General features: G+C 69.4%; 18 protein-coding genes. 12 read left to right on the top strand and 6 right to left on the bottom strand.

Translation table 11 applies throughout. The features are described from left to right. Positions 1 to 101: 101 nt before the first annotated feature. Positions 102 to 1,577: a Y-family DNA polymerase gene (locus ACI1V7_RS01350; RefSeq protein ID WP_404529995.1), complete on the bottom strand. Its 1,476-nt coding sequence runs from the start codon at positions 1,575 to 1,577 to the stop codon at positions 102 to 104. After that, positions 1,507 to 2,238 (bottom strand): translesion DNA synthesis-associated protein ImuA, encoded by a 732-nt coding sequence (gene imuA, locus ACI1V7_RS01345; RefSeq protein WP_404529994.1) that lies wholly within the window; start codon positions 2,236 to 2,238, stop codon positions 1,507 to 1,509. The genes ACI1V7_RS01350 and imuA overlap by 71 nt, the downstream gene beginning before the upstream one ends. Positions 2,239 to 2,420: 182 nt before the next feature. Here imuA and ACI1V7_RS01340 point away from each other — a divergent pair, with 182 nt between their 5' ends. Continuing rightward, complete coding sequence (locus tag ACI1V7_RS01340; RefSeq protein ID WP_404529993.1) at positions 2,421 to 3,380, top strand: bifunctional helix-turn-helix transcriptional regulator/GNAT family N-acetyltransferase; 960 nt, start codon at positions 2,421 to 2,423, stop codon at positions 3,378 to 3,380. On the opposite strand, the gene ACI1V7_RS01335 is transcribed toward ACI1V7_RS01340, so the two are convergent. After that, a complete protein-coding gene (locus ACI1V7_RS01335; protein ID WP_404529992.1) occupies positions 3,356 to 4,264 on the bottom strand; it encodes a LysR family transcriptional regulator in 909 nt (302 codons plus the stop codon). The genes ACI1V7_RS01340 and ACI1V7_RS01335 overlap by 25 nt on opposite strands. Positions 4,265 to 4,349: 85 nt before the next feature. On the opposite strand from ACI1V7_RS01335, the gene ACI1V7_RS01330 reads away from it, so the two are divergent. The 7 genes from ACI1V7_RS01330 to yghU all read left to right on the top strand — a co-directional run bounded on the left by ACI1V7_RS01330 (position 4,350) and on the right by yghU (position 13,345). Continuing rightward, positions 4,350 to 5,129 carry an NAD(P)H-dependent oxidoreductase gene (locus ACI1V7_RS01330; protein ID WP_404529991.1) on the top strand — a complete coding sequence of 260 codons (780 nt, stop codon included), beginning with the start codon at positions 4,350 to 4,352 and terminating at the stop codon, positions 5,127 to 5,129. A gap of 94 nt (positions 5,130 to 5,223) precedes the next feature. After that, positions 5,224 to 6,477: a putative Na+/H+ antiporter gene (locus ACI1V7_RS01325; RefSeq protein WP_404529990.1), complete on the top strand. Its 1,254-nt coding sequence runs from the start codon at positions 5,224 to 5,226 to the stop codon at positions 6,475 to 6,477. Between the two features lie 24 nt (positions 6,478 to 6,501). Then, a complete protein-coding gene (gene hepT / locus ACI1V7_RS01320; RefSeq protein WP_404529989.1) occupies positions 6,502 to 6,936 on the top strand; it encodes a type VII toxin-antitoxin system HepT family RNase toxin in 435 nt (144 codons plus the stop codon). A gap of 213 nt (positions 6,937 to 7,149) precedes the next feature. Continuing rightward, a complete protein-coding gene (locus tag ACI1V7_RS01315; protein WP_404529988.1) occupies positions 7,150 to 7,731 on the top strand; it encodes a DUF2760 domain-containing protein in 582 nt (193 codons plus the stop codon). Beyond that, entirely contained in the window at positions 7,728 to 9,584 is a 1,857-nt protein-coding gene (locus ACI1V7_RS01310; protein WP_404529987.1) for an Hsp70 family protein, read from the top strand. Before ACI1V7_RS01315 ends, ACI1V7_RS01310 begins: the two co-directional genes overlap by 4 nt. Further along, positions 9,581 to 12,391 carry an Hsp70 family protein gene (locus ACI1V7_RS01305; protein WP_404529986.1) on the top strand — a complete coding sequence of 937 codons (2,811 nt, stop codon included), beginning with the start codon at positions 9,581 to 9,583 and terminating at the stop codon, positions 12,389 to 12,391. Before ACI1V7_RS01310 ends, ACI1V7_RS01305 begins: the two co-directional genes overlap by 4 nt. A 99-nt stretch (positions 12,392 to 12,490) precedes the next feature. After that, positions 12,491 to 13,345 (top strand): glutathione-dependent disulfide-bond oxidoreductase, encoded by an 855-nt coding sequence (gene yghU / locus ACI1V7_RS01300; RefSeq protein ID WP_404529985.1) that lies wholly within the window; start codon positions 12,491 to 12,493, stop codon positions 13,343 to 13,345. Between the two features lie 47 nt (positions 13,346 to 13,392). On the opposite strand, the gene ACI1V7_RS01295 is transcribed toward yghU, so the two are convergent. Further along, entirely contained in the window at positions 13,393 to 13,764 is a 372-nt protein-coding gene (locus ACI1V7_RS01295) for a lysozyme inhibitor LprI family protein (protein WP_404529984.1), read from the bottom strand. 249 nt (positions 13,765 to 14,013) lie between these two features. Between ACI1V7_RS01295 and ACI1V7_RS01290 the strand changes: the two genes are divergently transcribed. Further along, entirely contained in the window at positions 14,014 to 15,030 is a 1,017-nt protein-coding gene (locus tag ACI1V7_RS01290) for an SDR family oxidoreductase (protein ID WP_404529983.1), read from the top strand. A gap of 322 nt (positions 15,031 to 15,352) precedes the next feature. Next, positions 15,353 to 15,985, top strand: coding sequence for a PRC-barrel domain-containing protein (locus tag ACI1V7_RS01285; protein ID WP_404529982.1), 633 nt, complete (start codon positions 15,353 to 15,355; stop codon positions 15,983 to 15,985). Positions 15,986 to 15,998: 13 nt separating this feature from the next. On the opposite strand, the gene ACI1V7_RS01280 is transcribed toward ACI1V7_RS01285, so the two are convergent. Then, on the bottom strand, positions 15,999 to 16,667 hold the full coding sequence (locus tag ACI1V7_RS01280) for a hypothetical protein (RefSeq protein ID WP_404529981.1): 669 nt from the start codon (positions 16,665 to 16,667) through the stop codon (positions 15,999 to 16,001). A gap of 105 nt (positions 16,668 to 16,772) precedes the next feature. After that, positions 16,773 to 17,210: an FKBP-type peptidyl-prolyl cis-trans isomerase gene (locus ACI1V7_RS01275; protein ID WP_404529980.1), complete on the bottom strand. Its 438-nt coding sequence runs from the start codon at positions 17,208 to 17,210 to the stop codon at positions 16,773 to 16,775. Positions 17,211 to 17,381: 171 nt separating this feature from the next. Here ACI1V7_RS01275 and ACI1V7_RS01270 point away from each other — a divergent pair, with 171 nt between their 5' ends. Together ACI1V7_RS01270 and ACI1V7_RS01265 are read left to right on the top strand one after the other, a co-directional pair. Continuing rightward, the gene (locus ACI1V7_RS01270; RefSeq protein WP_404529979.1) at positions 17,382 to 17,798 is read left to right on the top strand and encodes a secondary thiamine-phosphate synthase enzyme YjbQ; all 417 of its coding nucleotides are present in this window, start codon (positions 17,382 to 17,384) and stop codon (positions 17,796 to 17,798) included. 5 nt (positions 17,799 to 17,803) lie between these two features. Then, positions 17,804 to 18,610 carry a PA3715 family protein gene (locus tag ACI1V7_RS01265; RefSeq protein WP_404529978.1) on the top strand — a complete coding sequence of 269 codons (807 nt, stop codon included), beginning with the start codon at positions 17,804 to 17,806 and terminating at the stop codon, positions 18,608 to 18,610. The last annotated feature ends 12 nt before the right edge of the window (positions 18,611 to 18,622 follow it).

Here is an 18,622-nt window from a genome sequence, read left to right as displayed (position 1 = left end):
GGCCGGGCTGGCTTGCGGGCGCGGCGGCGCGACGAGCTTGGGCCCCTGCCTTCGCGGGGTCGACGGTCTCGCTGCCAGCGAAAGAAATCAGCCAGACACCCCTAGCCGAACAGCCCGTGCAGGAACCAGCGCGGCTCCCCGTCGTCGCTGCCCAGGCGCTCGCGGTACACCCAGTACAGCGTGTGGTCCTGCCCTTCGGCGATGAAGTAGTCGCGCGTCTGCGGGCCGTTCCACCAGCCCGCCTCGATGCGTTCCGGCGTCGATGCCATCTTCAGGGGCGAGCCGTAGAACGGCCGGTGGTCGCGCATCAGCAGGGCGATCGGCTTGGCCAGCAGCCAGGTCGGACGCGGCAGGCTCATCACGTCGGGCGGCATGCGCGCGTTGCGTGCCGCTTCCCTCACCTTCTGCTGCACCGGCACCCAGGCGTTCGCTGCCTCGGGCCGGTAGTCGGCGTTCGGCAGCGGCTGCAGCACATTGTCCGGGCCCAGGCGCGCCACCAGCAGTTCCAGCATGCGCATGCGGTCTTCCTCGGTGCCGCCCGGCTCGGGGAAGAGCGACGCGTTCGGCGGCGCCATCGGCTGCACCTGCTGCGCCTCCAGCCCGAGGCCGATCACGGGCGCGTCCAGCACCAGCTTGGCCAGCCGCTCCCGCAGCAGGCGGATCAAGTGCTCGTCGCGCCAGGCCGGTTCGGCCAGCGCCACCTCCACGCAGGTGGGCGGACGCGCCACCCGCCCGCGCTCGTGCTCCAGCTTCAGGGTGATGCGTTCCACCGCAAGCTGGCGCGCGCACAGCCAGCCCGTCAGTTGCAGCAGCAGGCGCTTGCTGCCCTCCAGCAGCAATTCGGCATCGTCGATACGGTCGAATAATTCCAGGCGCGCGTCGAACGTCTCGGGCGGCGCGATCCATTCGTGCAGCTCGGGAGAGAGGCCATAGGCGGCATCGACGAGGTCGAGCAGTTCGCGCCCGCAGCGGCGTTGCAGGCCGGGGCGCGGCAGCCTGCGCAATTCTCCCAGCGTGGCGCAGCCGATGCCCTCGAACCAGGAGGCATAGGGCCGCGCGGGCGGGGCCAGCAGCAGGGCCTGGCGGTCGAGGCGGCGCAGCAGCGACGCCATCTTGAGCACGCGTCCCGCCCTCGCCCGTGCCAGCAGCCAGGCGCCGCGCGCCGTGGGGGCGCAGGCCAGCGAGGCGGAAAAACCCAGTGCCTTCACGTTGGCAGACACGCGCCGGCACAGCGCGCGCACGCCGCCGAACAGGCGCAGGCTGGCGCCGACGTCCATCAACAGGGTCGACTCCTCGCTTTCCGCCACCTGCGGCGTGTACTGCAACAGCGCCATGGCCACCGCGTTGCGCGCTTCCGCTTCCAGCAACGGGGCGCGTTCGTGCAGCCGGGCATCGGGCAGCAGCATCAGCACGCCGCCGCGGCGCATGCCGGTGCGGATGCCGCCCGCCTGGGCAAGGGTCGACGCCACCAGCACGCGCTCCTGTTCGAGCACGACGCTGCCGGCGTCAGTGGACCAGCTCGGAGCGAAGACCTCGAGCGGCAACCGGGGCAGGTGCAGACCGATCCAGAGACGCATGGCGTTGTTGCAGGTAAGTGGTGAGGGGCAAGGGCAAGCCCAGGGGCAGGAACAGCGGCGCATCGCGCTGCGGTCCGCGGCGTTTGACGAAGTCGATCTCGATGCCGCCCGCCTGCGGCCGCAAGGCCAGGCGCAGCGGCGCCGGCGACGCGTCGTGGCCGGCAGTCAGCGGACGCATCATGAAGAACAGGGTCTCTCCGGCTTGCGCGGCCAGGTGCAGCCGGCGCAGGTTCTCGCCGCGCAGGTGCTGGCTCTGCCAGAACAGCAGCGCCCCGCAACTGCCGCTGCGCAGCACCTGTTCGGCCGCCCACAGGGTATCGGCCGTGCGGCTGGTGCGCAGCCAGATCAGTTGCGAGGGCGGCACCCCCAGCGCCGCCAGCGCCAGCGCCTGCGGCGGATGCGGCGGCTGCAGCAGCACGATGCGGCGCGCGGCGACTTGCTCCAGCGCCGGACGCAGCAGCCGCATTTCGCCGATGCCGGGCTGCTGCAGCATCAGGTCGATGAGCGTTCCCGTCGGCCAGCCGCCGCCGGGCAACTGGGACGACAACAAGGGGTGGCCGGTATCGATGCAGTGCGTACTGGCACGCGCGAGCTGCGAGGCGAGCCAGAGCGACGGATGCAAGGATTCCGGCGCCGCAGATGTTGAGTCTGAGCAATTCATGTTTGATGCAGAGAAATACTGTATAAACATACAGTACTAGTCTCATCAGGTTTTGGCAAGGTTTATCTTTTGGTATGCCGCAAAACGGGATGCAAAGTAGCCGGCCGGCTGTCGCTTGACAGCGCGCACACTTAATTCATATAGTGTTATATACCGTGTTATGTAATTAGCGAGGACAAGCCATGACCGATCTGTTGAGAGAGCTGGGCCCCACTTTCCTGGGCAGCAGGCTGAAGCGCCTGGGCGAACGCATGCAGGCGGGCGCCGCCAAGGTCGCCGCCGATGCCGGCCTGCCGGTGCAGCCGGCCCACATGCCCCTGCTGACGGCGCTGGAAGCGCAGCCGCTGACCGTCGGCCAGCTGGCGCAGGCCATCGGCGTCAGCCAGCCCGGCATCACGCGCGGCGTCGGCCAGTTGATCGAGCTGGGCCTGGTCCAGTCGCAACAGGGCGAGGACCAGCGCCAGCGCACGATCTCGCTGACGCCGCAAGGCAGCGCCGTGCTGGCGCGCGCCCGTCTGTATGTCTTTCCCCAGGTGGGCGATGCAGTGCGCACCCTGCTGGGGGAGCGCGGCGACGCTTTCATGGCGCAGCTCGCCGCCATCGAAGCGGCCCTCGACGCGACCCCCATCGACGTGCTGGCCGCCCGCACGGACAACGCCACGCTCACGATCCGCGAATACAGCGACGATCTGGCCGTCCATTTTCACGACATCAATGCCGAGTGGATCAACGCCATGTTCCGCCTCGAAGCCACCGACCGCGAGGTGCTGGAGAATCCACGCGCAAAGATCATCGACGCCGGCGGCGTCATCCTGTTCGTCGAAGCCCGGGGGCTGGGCATCGTCGGCACCTGCGCGCTGCAGAAGACCGGTCCCACCAGCTTCGAGCTGACCAAGATGGGCGTGCGCGCATCGGCGCGCGGTTTGAAGGCCGGCGAGTTCCTGCTGGAAGCCGTCATCGCGCGCGCCATGTCCCTGCAGGCCGACCCGCTCTACCTGCTCAGCAACGCCAAGTGCGCCGCCGCCGTGCACCTGTACGAGAAGCTGGGCTTCCAGCACGATGCCGGCATCATGGCCCGCTACGGTGCGCGCTACGAGCGGTGCAATGTCGCGATGCGCTATCGCCGCGCCGTCTCCGCGTAGGCGGCCAGCCGCTCCCGCACCCAGCGCTGCGCCACGTCGCCATGGTCGCGGTCGTGCCAGGCCATGCGGATCGCGAAGCCGGCCACCTCGAGCGGCGGCGCCAGCACGCGCAGGTTGGCGCCGCGCGCATCCGCCAGCCGGCCCGGCACCAGGGCGACCAGGTCCGAGCGCGCGACCAGCTCCAGCACGGACTGGAAGGTCGATGCCGACAGCACCACGCGGCGCCGCAGGCCCATGGCGTCGAGCACGTCGTCGACGGGCGTCGTGAAACCGCCGCCGCGCGGCGAGACCATCACGTGATCGAGTTCGCAGAAGCGCCGCACGTCGAGCTTGCGGCGCAGCGCCGGGTGGCCGCGGCGCGCGATCAAGGCATAGCGCTCCTCGAACAGGGGGCGCGAACGCAGCGTGTCGGCGATGTACTCGGGCGTGAGCAGGGCCAGGTCGACCTCGCCCCGCTCCATCTGTCCCGCCAGGCGCGTATCGTTGGCGGGCAGCAGCGCGATCCGCACGCCCGGCGCTTCCGCGCGCAGCACCAGCGCGAAGTCGAGCAGCAGCGCCGCCTGCACGTAGTCGGAGGCAGCGATGCGCACCGTGAACGCGTCGCGGGCCGGATCGAAGACGCGCGCGGACGCGACCACCTCGCGCAGGCGCGCCAGCGCGGCGCCCAGCGGCGCCTGCAGCTGGAGGGCCACCGGCGTGGGCGTCATGCCGCGGTGGGTGGGAATGAACAAGCGGTCGCCGAACATCGTGCGCAGGCGCGCCAGCTGGGCGCTCAGGGCCGGCTGACTCAGGCCCAGGCGCGCGGCGGCGCGGCTCACGCTGCGCTCGGCCAGCAGCGCCTCCAGGGTCGCCAGCAGGTTGAAGTCGATGCGGTTGATATCCATTTTTTGGATACTACCCCAAAAGCCGGCGGCCATTCCCGGGCTTGCCGGCCGGTCCGACAATCATGGTTCCACGCAAGGAGATGCCATGAATACCAAGACCGTCCTGATCGTCCACGCCCATCCCGATCCGGCCTCCCTCACCGCGCAACTGGCCGGTGCGGCGCGCACGGCCCTGCGCAGCCAGGGCCACGAAGTGCTGCAGTCCGACCTGTACGCGCTGGGATGGAAAGCCGTCTACGACGCCCACGACTTCCCGGACCGCCTCGACCCGGCGCGCCTGTCCTTCGTCGAGGAATCGGGCCACGCCTTCCGCACCGGCACGCAGCCGGACGACATCCGCGCCGAGCAGGCCAAGCTGCTCGCCGCCGACGCCGTCGTGTTCCAGTTCCCGCTGTGGTGGTTCGGCATGCCCGCCATCATGAAGGGCTGGATCGAGCGCGTGTTCGCCTTCGGCCTGGCCTACGGCTACCAGGGCGCCGGCAATCGCTACCGCTACGGCGAGGGCGGCCTGGCCGGCAAGCGCGCCATGCTGTCGGTGACCGTGGGAGGTCCGGCCAGCGACTATGCGGCGCGCGGCATCAACGGCCAGCTCGACGAGCTGCTGTTCCCGATCACCCACGGCACCCTGTTCTTTCCCGGCATGGAGGTGCTGCCCACGCATGCCGTGTACGACACCGGCCGCATCGACGCCGCCGGCGTGGAGCGGGCCAAGGCCGGCCTGGCGGCGCGCATGCGCGGGCTGTTCGACGATGCGCCCATCCCCTATCGCACCCAGAACGGCGGCGACTATCCGGACCGCCACCTGCTGGCCGACGACGTCGCGCCCGGCGTGACAGGCGTGCGCGCGCACCTGCGCACCGCATGAGGACCGCCCTGCACGAAGAAAAATGAAATAATGGTGCCTGTTCGCTTTACAGGCACCTCACGATGACGCTGCACGCCCCGCACGGAAGCGCCCGATGACCACGACCATGCAGACCATCGGCCTGGTCCTGTTCGCGCTGGCCCTGCTCCACACCTTTTCCACCCATTTCTTCGAAGTGCTGGCGCACCGCAGCCCGCGCCACGCCGGCCTGTTCCACCTGCTGGGCGAGGTGGAGGTGGTGTTCGGCTTCTGGGCCTTCGTGCTGGTGGCGTTCATGGCCGTCGTCGATGGCGGGGCCGCTGCCGTCGACTACGTCGAATCGCGCCACTACACGGAACCGCTGTTCGTGTTCGTCGTGATGGTCATCGCGGCCTCGCGGCCCGTGCTGGAGACGGCGCGCGCGCTGGTGCGCCTGCTGGCGCGCCTGGCGCCGGCGCGCGCCGAGGTCGCGCAGACCTGGCTCGGACTCGCGCTGCTGCCGCTGGCCGGCTCGCTGATCACGGAACCGGCCGCGATGACGCTGGCGGCGCTGATGCTGGCGCCGTCCGTGTTCCGGCCCGGCATGCCGGAGAAATGGAAGTACGGCGCGCTGGGCGTGCTGTTCGTGAACGTCTCGATCGGCGGCACCCTCACCGCCTATGCCGCGCCGCCCGTGCTGATGGTGGCCGGACCATGGGGCTGGGACAGCATGTACATGCTCACCCACATCGGCTGGCGCGCGCTGGTCGCGGTGCTGGTCAACGCCACCGTGATCACGCTGCTGCTGCGCCCCCACCTGCGTCCCCTCGACGTGTCCGTGGAAGGCGAGTCGGCGGTGCCGGTGCCGCCGCTGGTCGCCTGCATCCACCTGGGCTTCCTGGCCGCCGTGGTCCTGCTGGCGCACCATCCGGTGCTGTTCCTCGGCCTGTTCCTGCTGTTCCTCGGCTTCACCCAGGCTTACCAGCGCTACCAGGATCCGCTGGTGCTGAAGGAAGCGCTGCTGGTCGCCTTCTTCCTGGCCGGCCTCGTGGTCCTGGGCGGCATGCAGCAATGGTGGCTGCAGCCCGTGGTCTCCAGCCTCGATGCGACCGCGCTGTTCTTCGGCGCGCTGGGCCTGACGGCCATCACGGACAACGCCGCCCTGACCTACCTGGGGTCCCTGATCACGGGCCTGTCCGAGCACGAGAAATACATGCTGGTGGCCGGCGCGGTCGGCGGCGGCGGCCTGACGGTGATCGCCAATGCGCCCAATCCGGCCGGCGCCGCGCTGCTACGGCGCGGCTTCGCCGACGAGTCGATCGGCGCCATCGGCCTGCTGCTGGGCGCCCTCGGACCCACCTGTGCGGCGGCTTTGTTGTTCCTGCTGTAACGTAGCGCCCGAAAGGGGACCACCATGGACGACGAACTGCTGATCCACAAGACGGGCACCATCGAGCGCTGCTGCAAGCGCGCCCGCGACGAATACGAAAAGGACCCGACCACCTTCGTGGGCGACATCACGCGCCAGGACGCGGCCACGCTGAACGTGATCCGCGCCTGGGAAGCGGCGGTCGAGATGGGCGACTACGTGCTGGCCAACAGCGACCTCGGCCCGGCCATGGACGAGCGCGAAGTGATCACCCTGCTGGCCGAACACGGCTGGATCGAGCCGGCGCTGGCCGAGGACCTCAAGCGCACCGGCGAATTCTGCCGCGCCGAATGGGACCTGCAGGATGCGCCGCTGCCGGCCCTCGTGACCATCATCAAGCGCGGCCTGGACGACGTCGAGGCGTATGCGCGGGCGCTGCTGGCGGGGGTGGAAAAGGCCGAAGGAGCCGATCCGGCCTGAGAAACCACCCCGTCGTCCCTGCGCAGGCAGGGACCCAATGTCGCTCGCAGTGCCGTAACGCATACAAAATTAGGTCCCTGCCGGCGCAGGGACGACGCGGAGGGTGTTCATCCGCTCCCTGTCTAACTGGTATCATTCGCGCTTTCAAGGACCGCAGCCCACCGGGCTGCTGCCTGCAAGAAAGCAGGCATCCACCACGGATACCACAAGAACATGAGCCACCCGACCAACCTGCCCGGCTTCTGGAGCCGGCTGTCCATCGCCTTCGGCGCCTTCTTCAAGACCCTGGGCGACGCCGAGTTCGCCGCGCGCGTGCGCGACGATCAAGTCGGCCCCATCGCCGCACCCGTTGCCCCCACCCCCGCACCGGCGCCGACACCGGCCCCCGCGCCCGCCGCCGCCCCGCTGCGCGTGAATACCCCGGAATCCGCCCTGCAGCTGCTGGGCCTCCTGCAGCGCGAGGCGCGCCTGATCGACTTCGCCAACGAAGACATCGCCGCCTATGCGGACGCCGACATCGGCGCCGCCGCGCGCGTCGTGCACGAGGGTTGCGCGCGCGTGCTGCGCGAGCACTTCACCATCGAGCCGGTCCGCGCCGAGAACGAAGGCGCGCGCGTCACGCTGCAGGAAGGCTTCGATGCCGCCAGCGTGCGCCTGACCGGCAACGTGGTCGGCAAGCCGCCGTTCAGCGGCACCCTGAACCATCGTGGCTGGCGCGCGTCCGACGTGCGCCTGCCGCAGCTGGCCGACAAGTACGACGCCAGCATCGTCGCCCCCGCGGAGGTGGAACTGTGAGCACCAACGAGAACACCGCACGCTATGCCATCGGCATCGACCTGGGCACCACCCACAGCGCCCTGTCCTACGTCGACCTGCAGGCCAGCGACGGCGAAAAGGCCGAACAGCGCGTGCTGCCGGTCCCGCAGCTGAGCGCCCCCGGCACCGTCGAGGCGCTGCCGCTGCTGCCTTCCTTCATGTACCTGCCGCACCCGGACGAGCTGCCGCCCGGCGAGCTGGCCCTGCCCTGGACCCATGGCGCGGCCGCGCCCGTCGTCGGCGAAATGGCGAGGAGCCGCGGCGCCGGCACGCCGATCCGCCTGGTGTCCTCGGCCAAGAGCTGGCTGAGCCACCCGAGCGTGGACCGCCGCGCCGCCATCCTGCCGACCGATGCGCCGGAAGAAGTCGAACGCGTCTCGCCGCTGACGGCGTCCACCCGCTACCTCGAGCACCTGAAGGCCGCGTGGAATACCGCGCATCCGGAGGCGCCGTTCGAGCAGCAGGCCGTCACCGTCACGATCCCCGCGTCGTTCGACCCGGCCGCGCGCGAACTGACGGCGGAGGCGGCGCGCAATGCCGGCTACGGCAGCCCCACGCTGCTGGAAGAACCGCAGGCCGCGCTGTACAGCTGGATCCAGGGCAGCGAAGGACGCTGGAGGAAGCAAGTGAAGGCCGGCGACATCGTGCTGGTCGTGGACGTGGGCGGCGGCACCAGCGACTTCTCGCTGATCGCCATCCTCGAACGCGACGGCCACCTGGAACCGCACCGCGTGGCCGTCGGCGACCACATCCTGCTGGGCGGCGACAACATGGACCTGGCGCTGGCGCACCTGGTCGCGCGCAAGCTGCAGGCGAACGGCACCCAGCTCGACGCCTGGCAGATGCGCGCCCTCACCTATGCCTGCCGCGGCGCCAAGGAACACCTGCTGGCCGACGCCAACGCGGCAGCCTGGCCGATCGTCGTGCCGAGCCGCGGCTCGAAGCTGATCGGCGGCTCGATCCGCACGGAGCTCACGCGCGACGAAGTCACCTCCTTCATCACCGACGGCTTCTTCCCGCGCGTGGAGGCGTCCGCCCGTCCGGCCGTGCGCACCCGCGCCGGCCTGACCCAGGTCGGCCTGCCGTATGCCCAGGACGCCGCCGTCACGCGCCACCTGGCCGCCTTCCTGGCGCGCCAGGCCGGCGCCACCGCGGAGCTGGAAGGCTTCAGCGGCAACGTGAATCCGGAGCATACCTTCCTGCACCCGAGCGCCGTGCTGTTCAACGGCGGCGTGTTCAAGTCGGAGATCCTGTCGCAGCGCGTGATGGACACCATCAACGACTGGCTGTACATGGAAGGCGCGGAACCGGCGCGCATGCTCGACGGCGCCGACCTCGATCTGGCCGTGGCACGCGGCGCTGCCTACTACGGCTATGCGCGCCGCGGCGGCGGCGTGCGCATCCGCGGCGGCACGGCCCGCTCCTACTACGTGGGCATGGAATCGTCGATGCCCGCCATCCCCGGCTTCGAACCGCCGCTGGAAGCGCTGTGCGTGGCGCCGTTCGGCATGGAGGAAGGCAGCGAGCTGGAACTGCCGGGCCAGGAATTCGGCCTGGTCGTCGGCGAGCCGGTGCACTTCCGCTTCTTCGGTTCCACCATCCGCCGCCAGGACCGGATCGGCGACGTGCTGCCGTCCTGGACCCCGGACGAGCTGCAGGAACTGAACGAGATCCAGGCCACGCTGCCGGCCGAGGGCCGCACGCCGGGCGACGTCGTGCAGGTCAAACTGCACGCGCTGGCGACGGAAGCGGGCACGCTGGAACTGGTGGCCGTCGCCCGTGACGGCCAGCGCTGGAAAGTCGAGTTCGACGTCCGCAGCGAAGGCCAGTGAGCAAATCCGCGAAAGCCGGTCCGACCCGGGTCGGGATCGACCTGGGCACCACCAACACGGTGCTGGCCCACGCGCTGCCCGACGGCACGATCGAGACCTTCGCCATCGCGCAGCTGGTGGCGCCCGGCGAAGTGGCGGCGGCGCCCCTGCTGCCGTCCGTGCGCTACCACGTGCTGGACGGCGAGCTGGCGCCGGGCGAGCTGCAGCTGCCGTGGCGCTCGGACGAGCAGGCCGCGGTCGGGCGGCTGGCGCGCCTGCTCGGGGCCCAGTCGCCGGGCCGCCTGGTGACATCCGCCAAGAGCTGGCTGTCGCACCACGGCGTCGACCGCACGGCGCCGATCCTGCCCTGGGGCGCGCCCGACGACGTCCCGAAGATTTCCCCGCTGGCCGCGAGCGCCAGCTACCTGGCGCACCTGCGCGCCGCCTGGAACCACCACTATCCCGACCGTCCGCTGGAAGACCAGCAGATCGTCCTCACCATTCCCGCCTCCTTCGACGAAGGCGCGCGCGCCCTCACCGTCGAGGCCGCCCACCTGGCCGGCCTGCCGCGGCTGCGGCTGCTGGAAGAGCCGCAGGCCGCCCTGTACGACTGGCTGCAGCGCCACCGCGCCACGCTGGCCCAGGACCTGCAGGATGCGCGCCTGGTGCTGGTGGCCGACGTCGGCGGCGGCACCACCGACTTCAGCCTCGTGAAGGTCGCGCTGGCCGACGGCATGCCGCAGTTGACACGCATCGGCGTGGGCAACCACCTGATCCTCGGTGGCGACAACATGGACCTGGCGCTGGCCCACCTGGCCGAGCCGCGTTTGTCCGTCGACGGCCAACGCCTGTCCGCCAGCCGCCTGGCCCAGCTGACGGAGCGCTGCCGCGCCGCCAAGGAACAGCTGCTGGCCCCGGATGCGCCCGAACAGGTGAACGTGACGCTGCTGGGCGGCGGCGCGCGCCTGGTCGGCGCCAGCCGCTCGGCTACGCTGACCCGCGAAGAAGTCGAGCGCATCGTCGTCGACGGCTTCTTCCCCCTGAACCCCGGCCAGGAAGGGCCGCAGCGCTCCCGCGCCGGCATCGTCGAATTCGGCCTGCCGTATGCGAGCGATCCGGCCGTCACGCGCCACCTGGCCGGCTTTTTGCGCCAGCATGCGGCGGCCGCGCGCGAGGCCCTTGGCATCGATGAGGACAATGCCGACGACGGCACGCTGCCGGTACCGGACACACTGCTGTTGAACGGCGGCGTGTTCAATGCCGGCGTGCTGGCGCAGCGCCTTGCCGACGTGCTGTCCGGCTGGCGCGGCGCGCCCGTGCGCGTGCTGCACAACCGCGATCCGGACGTGGCCGTGGCACGCGGCGCCGTCGCCTATTCGCTGGCGCAGGCGGGCGCCGCGCCGGCCATCGAGAGCGGCTCGGCGCGCAACTACTACCTGCTGCTGGACGACGGCCGCGCCGTCTGCCTGCTGCCGCGCGGCGCGCGCGCCGGCGCGGAAATCCTGCTGGCCGGGCGCACCTTCGCGCTGCGCCTGGGACGTCCCGTGCGCTTCCACCTCGCCTCCAGCGTCGCCGATCCGGGCGGACAGGCGCCGCGCGCGGGCGACATCGTCGACCTTGATCCGCAGGACATTGTGCGCCTGCCGCCGCTGGCCACCGTGCTGCGCGCCGGCGGTACCAGGGCGGAGATCCCCGTGCAGCTGGCCGCCAGCCTGTCCGAGCTCGGCACGCTGGACATCCAGTGCGTGGCGCAGGACGGCAGCCATCAACGCTGGCAGCTCGCGTTCCAGCTGCGCGGCCAGGAAGGCGACGGCGCCGACGACGATGCCCGGGAAAGCGCCGCGCTGCCGCCGCAGCTCGGCGACGCGATCAAGCGCATCGACCGCATCTTCGGCGCGCGCAAGGAGCAGGTGGAGGCGCGCGAAGTGCGCCAGCTGCGCGGCAGCCTGGAACACCTGCTGGGCGGGCGCGAACGCTGGGACACGCCGCTGCTGCGCCGCCTGTTCGACGCGCTGATGGAGCGCGCCAAGGGCCGGCGCCGCTCGGCCGAGCACGAACGCGTGTGGCTGAACCTGGCCGGCTGGTGCCTGCGCCCGGGCTTCGGCGACCCGCTCGACGGCTGGCGCATCGAGCAATTGTGGCCCCTGTTCGAGACGGGTGCGCAGTACGCCAGGGACAGCCAGGTGCGCGCCGAATGGTGGACGCTGTGGCGGCGCGTGGCCGGCGGCCTGTCGACGGAGATGCAATTGCGCCTGCTCGACGATTTCGCCTTCAACCTGCAGGCCGAACCCGAGGACCGCGCGCGCCGGCCGGCCACGCTGGTCGACGGCAGCGAGGACGACATGCTGCGCCTGGGCGCGTCGCTGGAACGCATCCCCGCGGCCTACAAGGCGGAGATCGGCGACTGGATGATCGGGCGGATCATGGCCATCCCGCCCGCCGCCAAGCCGGACCCGAAGGCGGCGGCCACCTATGCGCGCTACTTGTGGGCGCTGGCCCGGGTGGGCACGCGCCGCTCGCTGCACGGCAGCGCGCACGAGGTGGCGCCGGCGGACAGCGCCGCGCGCTGGCTGGGCGAGCTGCTGACGCTGGACTGGCGGCGCATCGAGCCGGCAGGCTTCGCCGCCGCCCACATCGCGCGCAGGACGGGCGACCGCTCGCGCGACATCGACGACGCGCTGCGCGAGGAAGTGCTGCGCCGCCTGGCCGCCGCGGGCGCGCCGCCGTCGTGGAGCGAGATGGTGCGCGAGGTGGTGGAACTCGACCAGGCCGCGACGACGCGCATGTTCGGCGATGCCTTGCCGCCCGGATTGAAACTGATCTCCTGATCTGTTCCCGATCCGTGAAACGCGATCCGCGCCTGCATGATGATGGCTTTTCCGGCATCATGGACGTTTCGATACCATTGCATAGAAGGAGTCATCGGAATGTCCAACAGTAACAACCCGTTCGCCCCCTACGTTCCGCCGCGCGTCTGGTCGCCCGCGACCCAGTCCGGCGGTGCGTTCGCCAGCATCAACCGCCCGATCGCGGGCCAGACCCACGAGCTGGAACTCCCGGTCGGCAAGCATCCGCTGCAACTGTATTCGCTGGGCACGCCGAACGGGCAGAAGGTCACGATCATGCTCGAGGAACTGCTCGCGGCCGGCCACGCGGGCGCCGAATACGACGCCTGGCTCATCAAGATCAACGAAGGCGCGCAGTTCGGCAGCGGCTTCGTCGACATCAACCCGAACTCGAAGATCCCGGCCATGGTCGACCGCAGCGGCGACACGCCCGTGCGCGTGTTCGAATCGGGTTCGATCCTCGTCTACCTGGCCGAGAAGTTCGGCGCCTTCCTGCCCAAGGACCTCGTGGCGCGCACCGAAACCTTCAACTGGCTGATGTGGCAGATGGGTTCCGCGCCGTTCGTCGGCGGCGGCTTCGGCCACTTCTACGCCTACGCGCCGGAAAAGCTGGAATACCCGATCAACCGCTATGCGATGGAGACCAAGCGCCAGCTCGACGTGCTGGACCGCCTGCTGGCCGAGCGCCGCTTCGTCGCCGGCGACGAGTACACCATCGCCGACATGGCGATCTGGCCGTGGTACGGCGCCCTCGTGCTGGGCGAGCTGTACGATGCCGGCGAATTCCTGTCCGTGCACCAGTACCAGCAGGTGCGCCGCTGGGCCGACGAAGTGCTGGCCCGCCCGGCCGTGCAGCGCGGCCGCCGCGTCAACCGCGTGCGCGGCAAGCCGGAGGAGCAGGTGCTGGAGCGCCACGACGCGTCGGACCTGGACTGATCCGCATCGCCGGTTGCAGGCCTCCTACCGGCCTGCAACCGTGGCCCTTACAGCTTGCTGTTCTGGCAGCCCGCGCTCGTGCACTCGCGCACGCGGTCCTGCAGGAACTGGGCGCGGCGGATCGTCGTCGACGTCGCGCATTCCAGGTTCACGTAGAAGGCATCGCCCTCGCGCTTCGAGCAGCTGTCGTTGCGTTCCTCGATCCAGCGCAGCTGCCCCGCCTTCAGGCGCTTCTTGCCGTCCGCATCGAGCTTGCCGGCCAGCTTGCCGTAGTTGGCATTGAGTTCGTTGTCCGCTTCCTGGTAGACCTTGTTCAGGCAATACAGGCCGTCGAAATCCTTCTTGGGCTTGTCGCAGGTCGAATTGGCTTGCGCGACACCGGCCGCACACATCAGGAATGCCAGGACGAATCGCTTCATGGTTTCTCCTTCGGTTTCGTTAGTCATGCGTACATTTGACGAAGCGCATGATGGATCAGGGCCGACATAGTAGTCCAGCAACAGCCACCACAAACTCACCAAGTATTGCGCGGCGATGCCTGCCGCGCCTTCGCGCAGTACGCCGGCTTGCGCGGGGAAGTCTTTCCAGCCGTCTAGCGAACGCGCCTCCGCACCGATAGGGTCTAGTATTTTGTTCAATTACCAACCTATCTCCAGGAGCACACCCCGATGGATTCGCAGAACGACAAGCCCGATCCCGACAACGTCCAGCCTTCGCGCCGCCGCTTCGTCGGCACCGTCGCCGCCGGCCTGGCCGCGCCGGCGCTGGCGCAATCGCAGGGCGGCGGGCAGGCGCCGGCATCGACCGGGCGTCCGCTGACCCCGCCGAACTATCCGAAGCCGCCGTTCCAGCGCCAGAAGCAGGAATGGCCGGGCCTGGCCAGCAAGATGATTCCCCCGCCCGACCACGGCGAAACCAGCTACAAGGGCAGCGGCAAGCTGACGGGACGGCGCGCCCTGATCACGGGCGGCGACTCCGGCATGGGCCGCGCCGCCGCCATCGCCTATGCGCGCGAAGGGGCCGACGTGGCGATCAACTACCTGCCGCACGAGGAGCCGGATGCCCGCGACGTCGCCGACCTGATCCGCAAGGCCGGCCGCAAGGCGGTACTGATCCCCGGCGACATCCGCGACGAAGCCTTCTGCAAGCGCCTGGTGGCCGACGCCGTCAAGCAGCTGGGCGGGCTCGACATCCTCGTCAGCAATGCCGCGCGCCAGCAATCGATCGAATCGATCCTGGACCTGAGCACGGCCGAGATGGACCAGCACTTCAAGACCAATCTGTACGCCATGTTCTGGATCGTCAAGGCGGCCGTGCCGCACATGCAGCCGGGCAGCGCGATCATCGTCACCGCCTCGGTGCAGGCCTATGAGCCTTCGCCGAACCTGCTGGCCTATGCCTCGACCAAGGCGGCCCAGGTCGCCTTCACGAAGGCGCTGGCCAAGCAGCTGGGCGACAAGGGGATCCGCGTGAATGCGGTGGCGCCGGGCCCCGTGTGGACGCCGCTGCAGGTGACGGGCGGCCAGAGCCAGGAAGGACTGGAGAAATTCGGTGCGGACTCGCTGATGAAGCGCCCCGGCCAGCCGGGCGAGCTGGCGGGCGCCTACGTGGTCCTGGCTGCGGCGGAATCGAGCTTTACCACCGGCCAGGTGTATGGGGTGACCGGCGGCGCCGGCTGGCCCTGAGCACGGGGTGGCGCTGCGCCGGTTCAGCGGCGCAGCAGTTCCCGCAGCGCGGACACGACCATCGAGGCCAATGAACGGGTCCGGATGGGGCTGCCGAGGGAACCGGCATAGTTGCAACGCTGGGTAATGGGCATGTTCGTCCTCCAATTTTTATTGGCAGAATAGCCACGTTACCTGAAAGATTCTGTGCGGCATTTCGCATAAGTAGCGACGATTGCACAGTTGATCCATCTCAAATGGATGGCTCCCGCGCTATTTACCCTTGGCGGGTCGCCGTACCAGGCGGCCCATCCATTCAAACGGCACACGACAGGAGACATCCATGAGCTATGCGGATCGCGACAAATACGGCATGTACAAACAGGGCGGCAGCGCCGGCCCCGGCCCGATGCTGATGGGGGCCGATACCCTGCTCGGCGAGGACGTGGTCAATGCCAGCGACGAAGACCTGGGCGACATCAAGGAAATCATGCTGGACATGCAGACCGGCCAGGTCGCCTACGCCGTGCTGGCGTTCGGCGGCTTCCTCGGCATGGGAGAAAAGCTGTTCGCCGTGCCCTGGCAGGCGCTGCACCTGGACACCGCCAACAAGCGCTTCGTGCTGAATGTCGCCAAGGACCGCCTGCAGCAGGCCCCCGGCTTCGACAAGGACGCGTGGCCCGACATGTCCGACACGCAGTGGGCCAGCCAGGTCCACACCTTCTACGGCACCGACCCGAACCGCAACGCCGGCCCCAGCATGGGACCGGGCTCGAACGTGGGAATGGGCGGGATGGTCGGTGGCGCGGGCGTCGGGGCCGGCACCGGGTCGATGGGCGCGGGCCATGCGGGCGGTACGGCCACGGGCGCCGGCGCGGACCTGGGCAGCGGCGCCGGTTCCAGCACCGACCCGCGTGCCGGCAACCTGGGCGACGATACGGACATCAGCCGCCTGCGCGGCAGCAATATCGGCTGAAGCGGGCGCTTGCTTACGTGGCCGGGGTGGCCGGGGTGGCCGGGGTGGCCGGGGTGGCTGGTACGGCCGGCGCCTCCGGCTTCGCGCCCACCGATGTCGGCAGCGCAGCAGCCAGCGCGAACAATTGCCGGCGCGCGTCGCCCTGCACGGCGGCATCGATCCACAGCTGGTAATCGCGCTGCCCGTCCTGCCAGCTGAGGACCGACATGGCTCGGCCCGCGCTACCGTGCAGCACGTCCAGCCGCGCGGGCAGGTCCTTGACGAGTTCCGGCGCATCCTTCGCATGAGTGCGCTCCTGCGCGCTCTTCGGAACGCGCGGGTCGCCCGTGCCGCCAACCGGCACGTCGTGTTCGACCAGCGTCACCGTATGGCCGTCCGGCAGGCGGAAGCTGCGGTACAGGCGCGCATGGGCGCCCTGGACATCCTCGGCCATGCCGCCCAGGCTCGTCCACGCCGCCAGCGGCGTGCCGGACAGGTCGACCGGCTCGAAGTCGAGGCTGGCCAGCGCCAGCGGCAAGGGTTTCAGCCGGGAGGCGATGTCGAAGCGGGCCAGTTCGTCGTGTTGCACCGTCGCCGGCGCCAGCCTGCGCGGGACGTCGATGGCCGAGCCGGCACTCGACAACAGGGTATAGCCTGCCGCGATGGCTGCAATGGCAATCAGGATCAGGCGTTTGGCGTGCATGCAACTCTCCGGTGTAGATATTACTATTGTACAACTATTACGATGCCGGCCACGTCACGAAAAAAACGGAGCCCGCAGGCTCCGTTCGGCATACGGCCCTGGCGCTTACTTGACGGCGGTCAGTTCGACATCGAAGACCAGGCCGGCGTTCGGCGGAATCGAACCCGAACCGGATGCGCCATAGCCCAGGCTCGACGGGATCTGCACGGTGCGCTTGCCGCCCACCTTCATGCCCTGCACGCCCTGGTCGAAGCCCTTGATGACGTTGCCGGCACCCACGACGAAGGGGAACGTGCCGCTGTCGAACTTGTTGCCCTTGTGGTCGGCGGCCGTGGCGCTGTACAGCCAGCCGGTGTAGGTCACGGTCGCGGTCTTGCCCGTAGCGGCCTCGGCACCGGTGCCGACGACGGTGTCGGTGATGGTCAGCGCGGCCGGGTTGGCGACAACGACGCCGCCCGACGAATCGCCGTCACCGCCGCCTCCGCAGGCGCTCAGGCTCAGGATGGCGGCGAATGCGGCGACGAGGGGAAACTTCAATTTCATGATCATCCTAGGGAAAGTGTTTAGTAATTTTGATGAAGCGACCAACATTAACCCAGAGCCTTGTGCATATCTGTTCGGCATTTGTATTTCTTTGTAATCACACCGCCATAAGACAGTGACAAAACCGGGAGCGAACGCGCTAACATGGGAGACCCGATACCAGGAGTCCCCATGGCACACCAGACCACCCTCGCGTTTTCCATCTTCGGCCGCAGCAGCCGCGACATCACGGATGCGGTGGCGAAGGCGGTCGCCGCGTCCGGCGTGCAGTGCGGCCTCGCCCACGTCTTCGTCCAGCACACGAGCTGCTCGCTGCTGATCACGGAAAACGCCGACCCCGACGTACGCCACGACCTCGACACCATCCTGCGCCGCCTGGCGCCCGACGGCGACCCGGCCTACCGCCACCACACCGAGGGCCCGGACGACATGGCGGCCCACGCACGCACCATGCTGACCTCGACCGCCGTCACGGTGCCCGTCGGCGGCGGCAAGCTGCTGCTCGGCACCTGGCAGGGCATCTTCCTGTGGGAGCATCGCACGGGCGAGCAACATCGCTCGGTCGTGGTAACGGTGATGGGAGATTGAAGGCGGTGGCATCGTTGCGCTGCGCGGCCGCTGCGGCGCTGGCGGCGCTGGCGGCCCTGTGCCTGGCCGGCACGGTCCATGCGCAGGATGCCTGCCCGGCCGCCGTGTACCAGGCGCTGGGACCGCAATTGGACGCGAAACGCTTCGCGCCCGCCGAACGGGGCGGCACCGTGGTCGCCGCCACCTGCAAGCCGTCCCCGCAGGACGACAACACGCTGCTGGCCGCCCTCGCCTATGGCAGTGACGACGTCAAGACGCTGTTCGTCGGCGTGCTCGACAAGAAAACCCTGCGTATCCTGCGCAGCTACCGCACGGACATCGGCGAAGATTCCGCGACCGAGATCGGCGCGAGCAGCCTGCGTCTCGATACGGCACGCTACCAGCTGGACGAGAAGACCCGCGCCATCGGCCTGCGCTTTAACAGCGCAGCCCATGGACCGAGCTGCGCCGACTTCAGCGCCCAGGATGATCTGACGCTGTTCGTGCCGGACGGCGTGCATCTCCGTCCCGTGCTGACGCTGCCCATGAGCCAGGCGCGGGCGCTCGCGGGCTGCATGGGCCATGGCGGCGACGATACGGTCGTTGCTGAATTCGCCGAACTGACGATGGCGCTGGAAAAAACGGCCACGCATGGCTATGCCGACCTTTCCGTACAGGCCGCGATCGTCAAGGAAAAGATGAGCGACATCGGCGCCGGCAAGAAGCGCAAGGAACGCTGGACCCTGCACTACGACGGCAAGCGCTACCAGCTTGGCAAGGGGGCGCCGTGGTGGGTCAAGGACAGCATTTTGACGCTGCCCCCGTCGGATTGAGTCCGACCGTCA

Origin of the sequence: Massilia paldalensis, assembly GCF_044901715.1 — a bacterium.
Lineage (GTDB): Bacteria > Pseudomonadota > Gammaproteobacteria > Burkholderiales > Burkholderiaceae_D > Telluria > Telluria paldalensis.
Note: the sequence above shows the minus strand (reverse complement) of the source record. Positions and strands in the feature narration are given on the sequence as shown.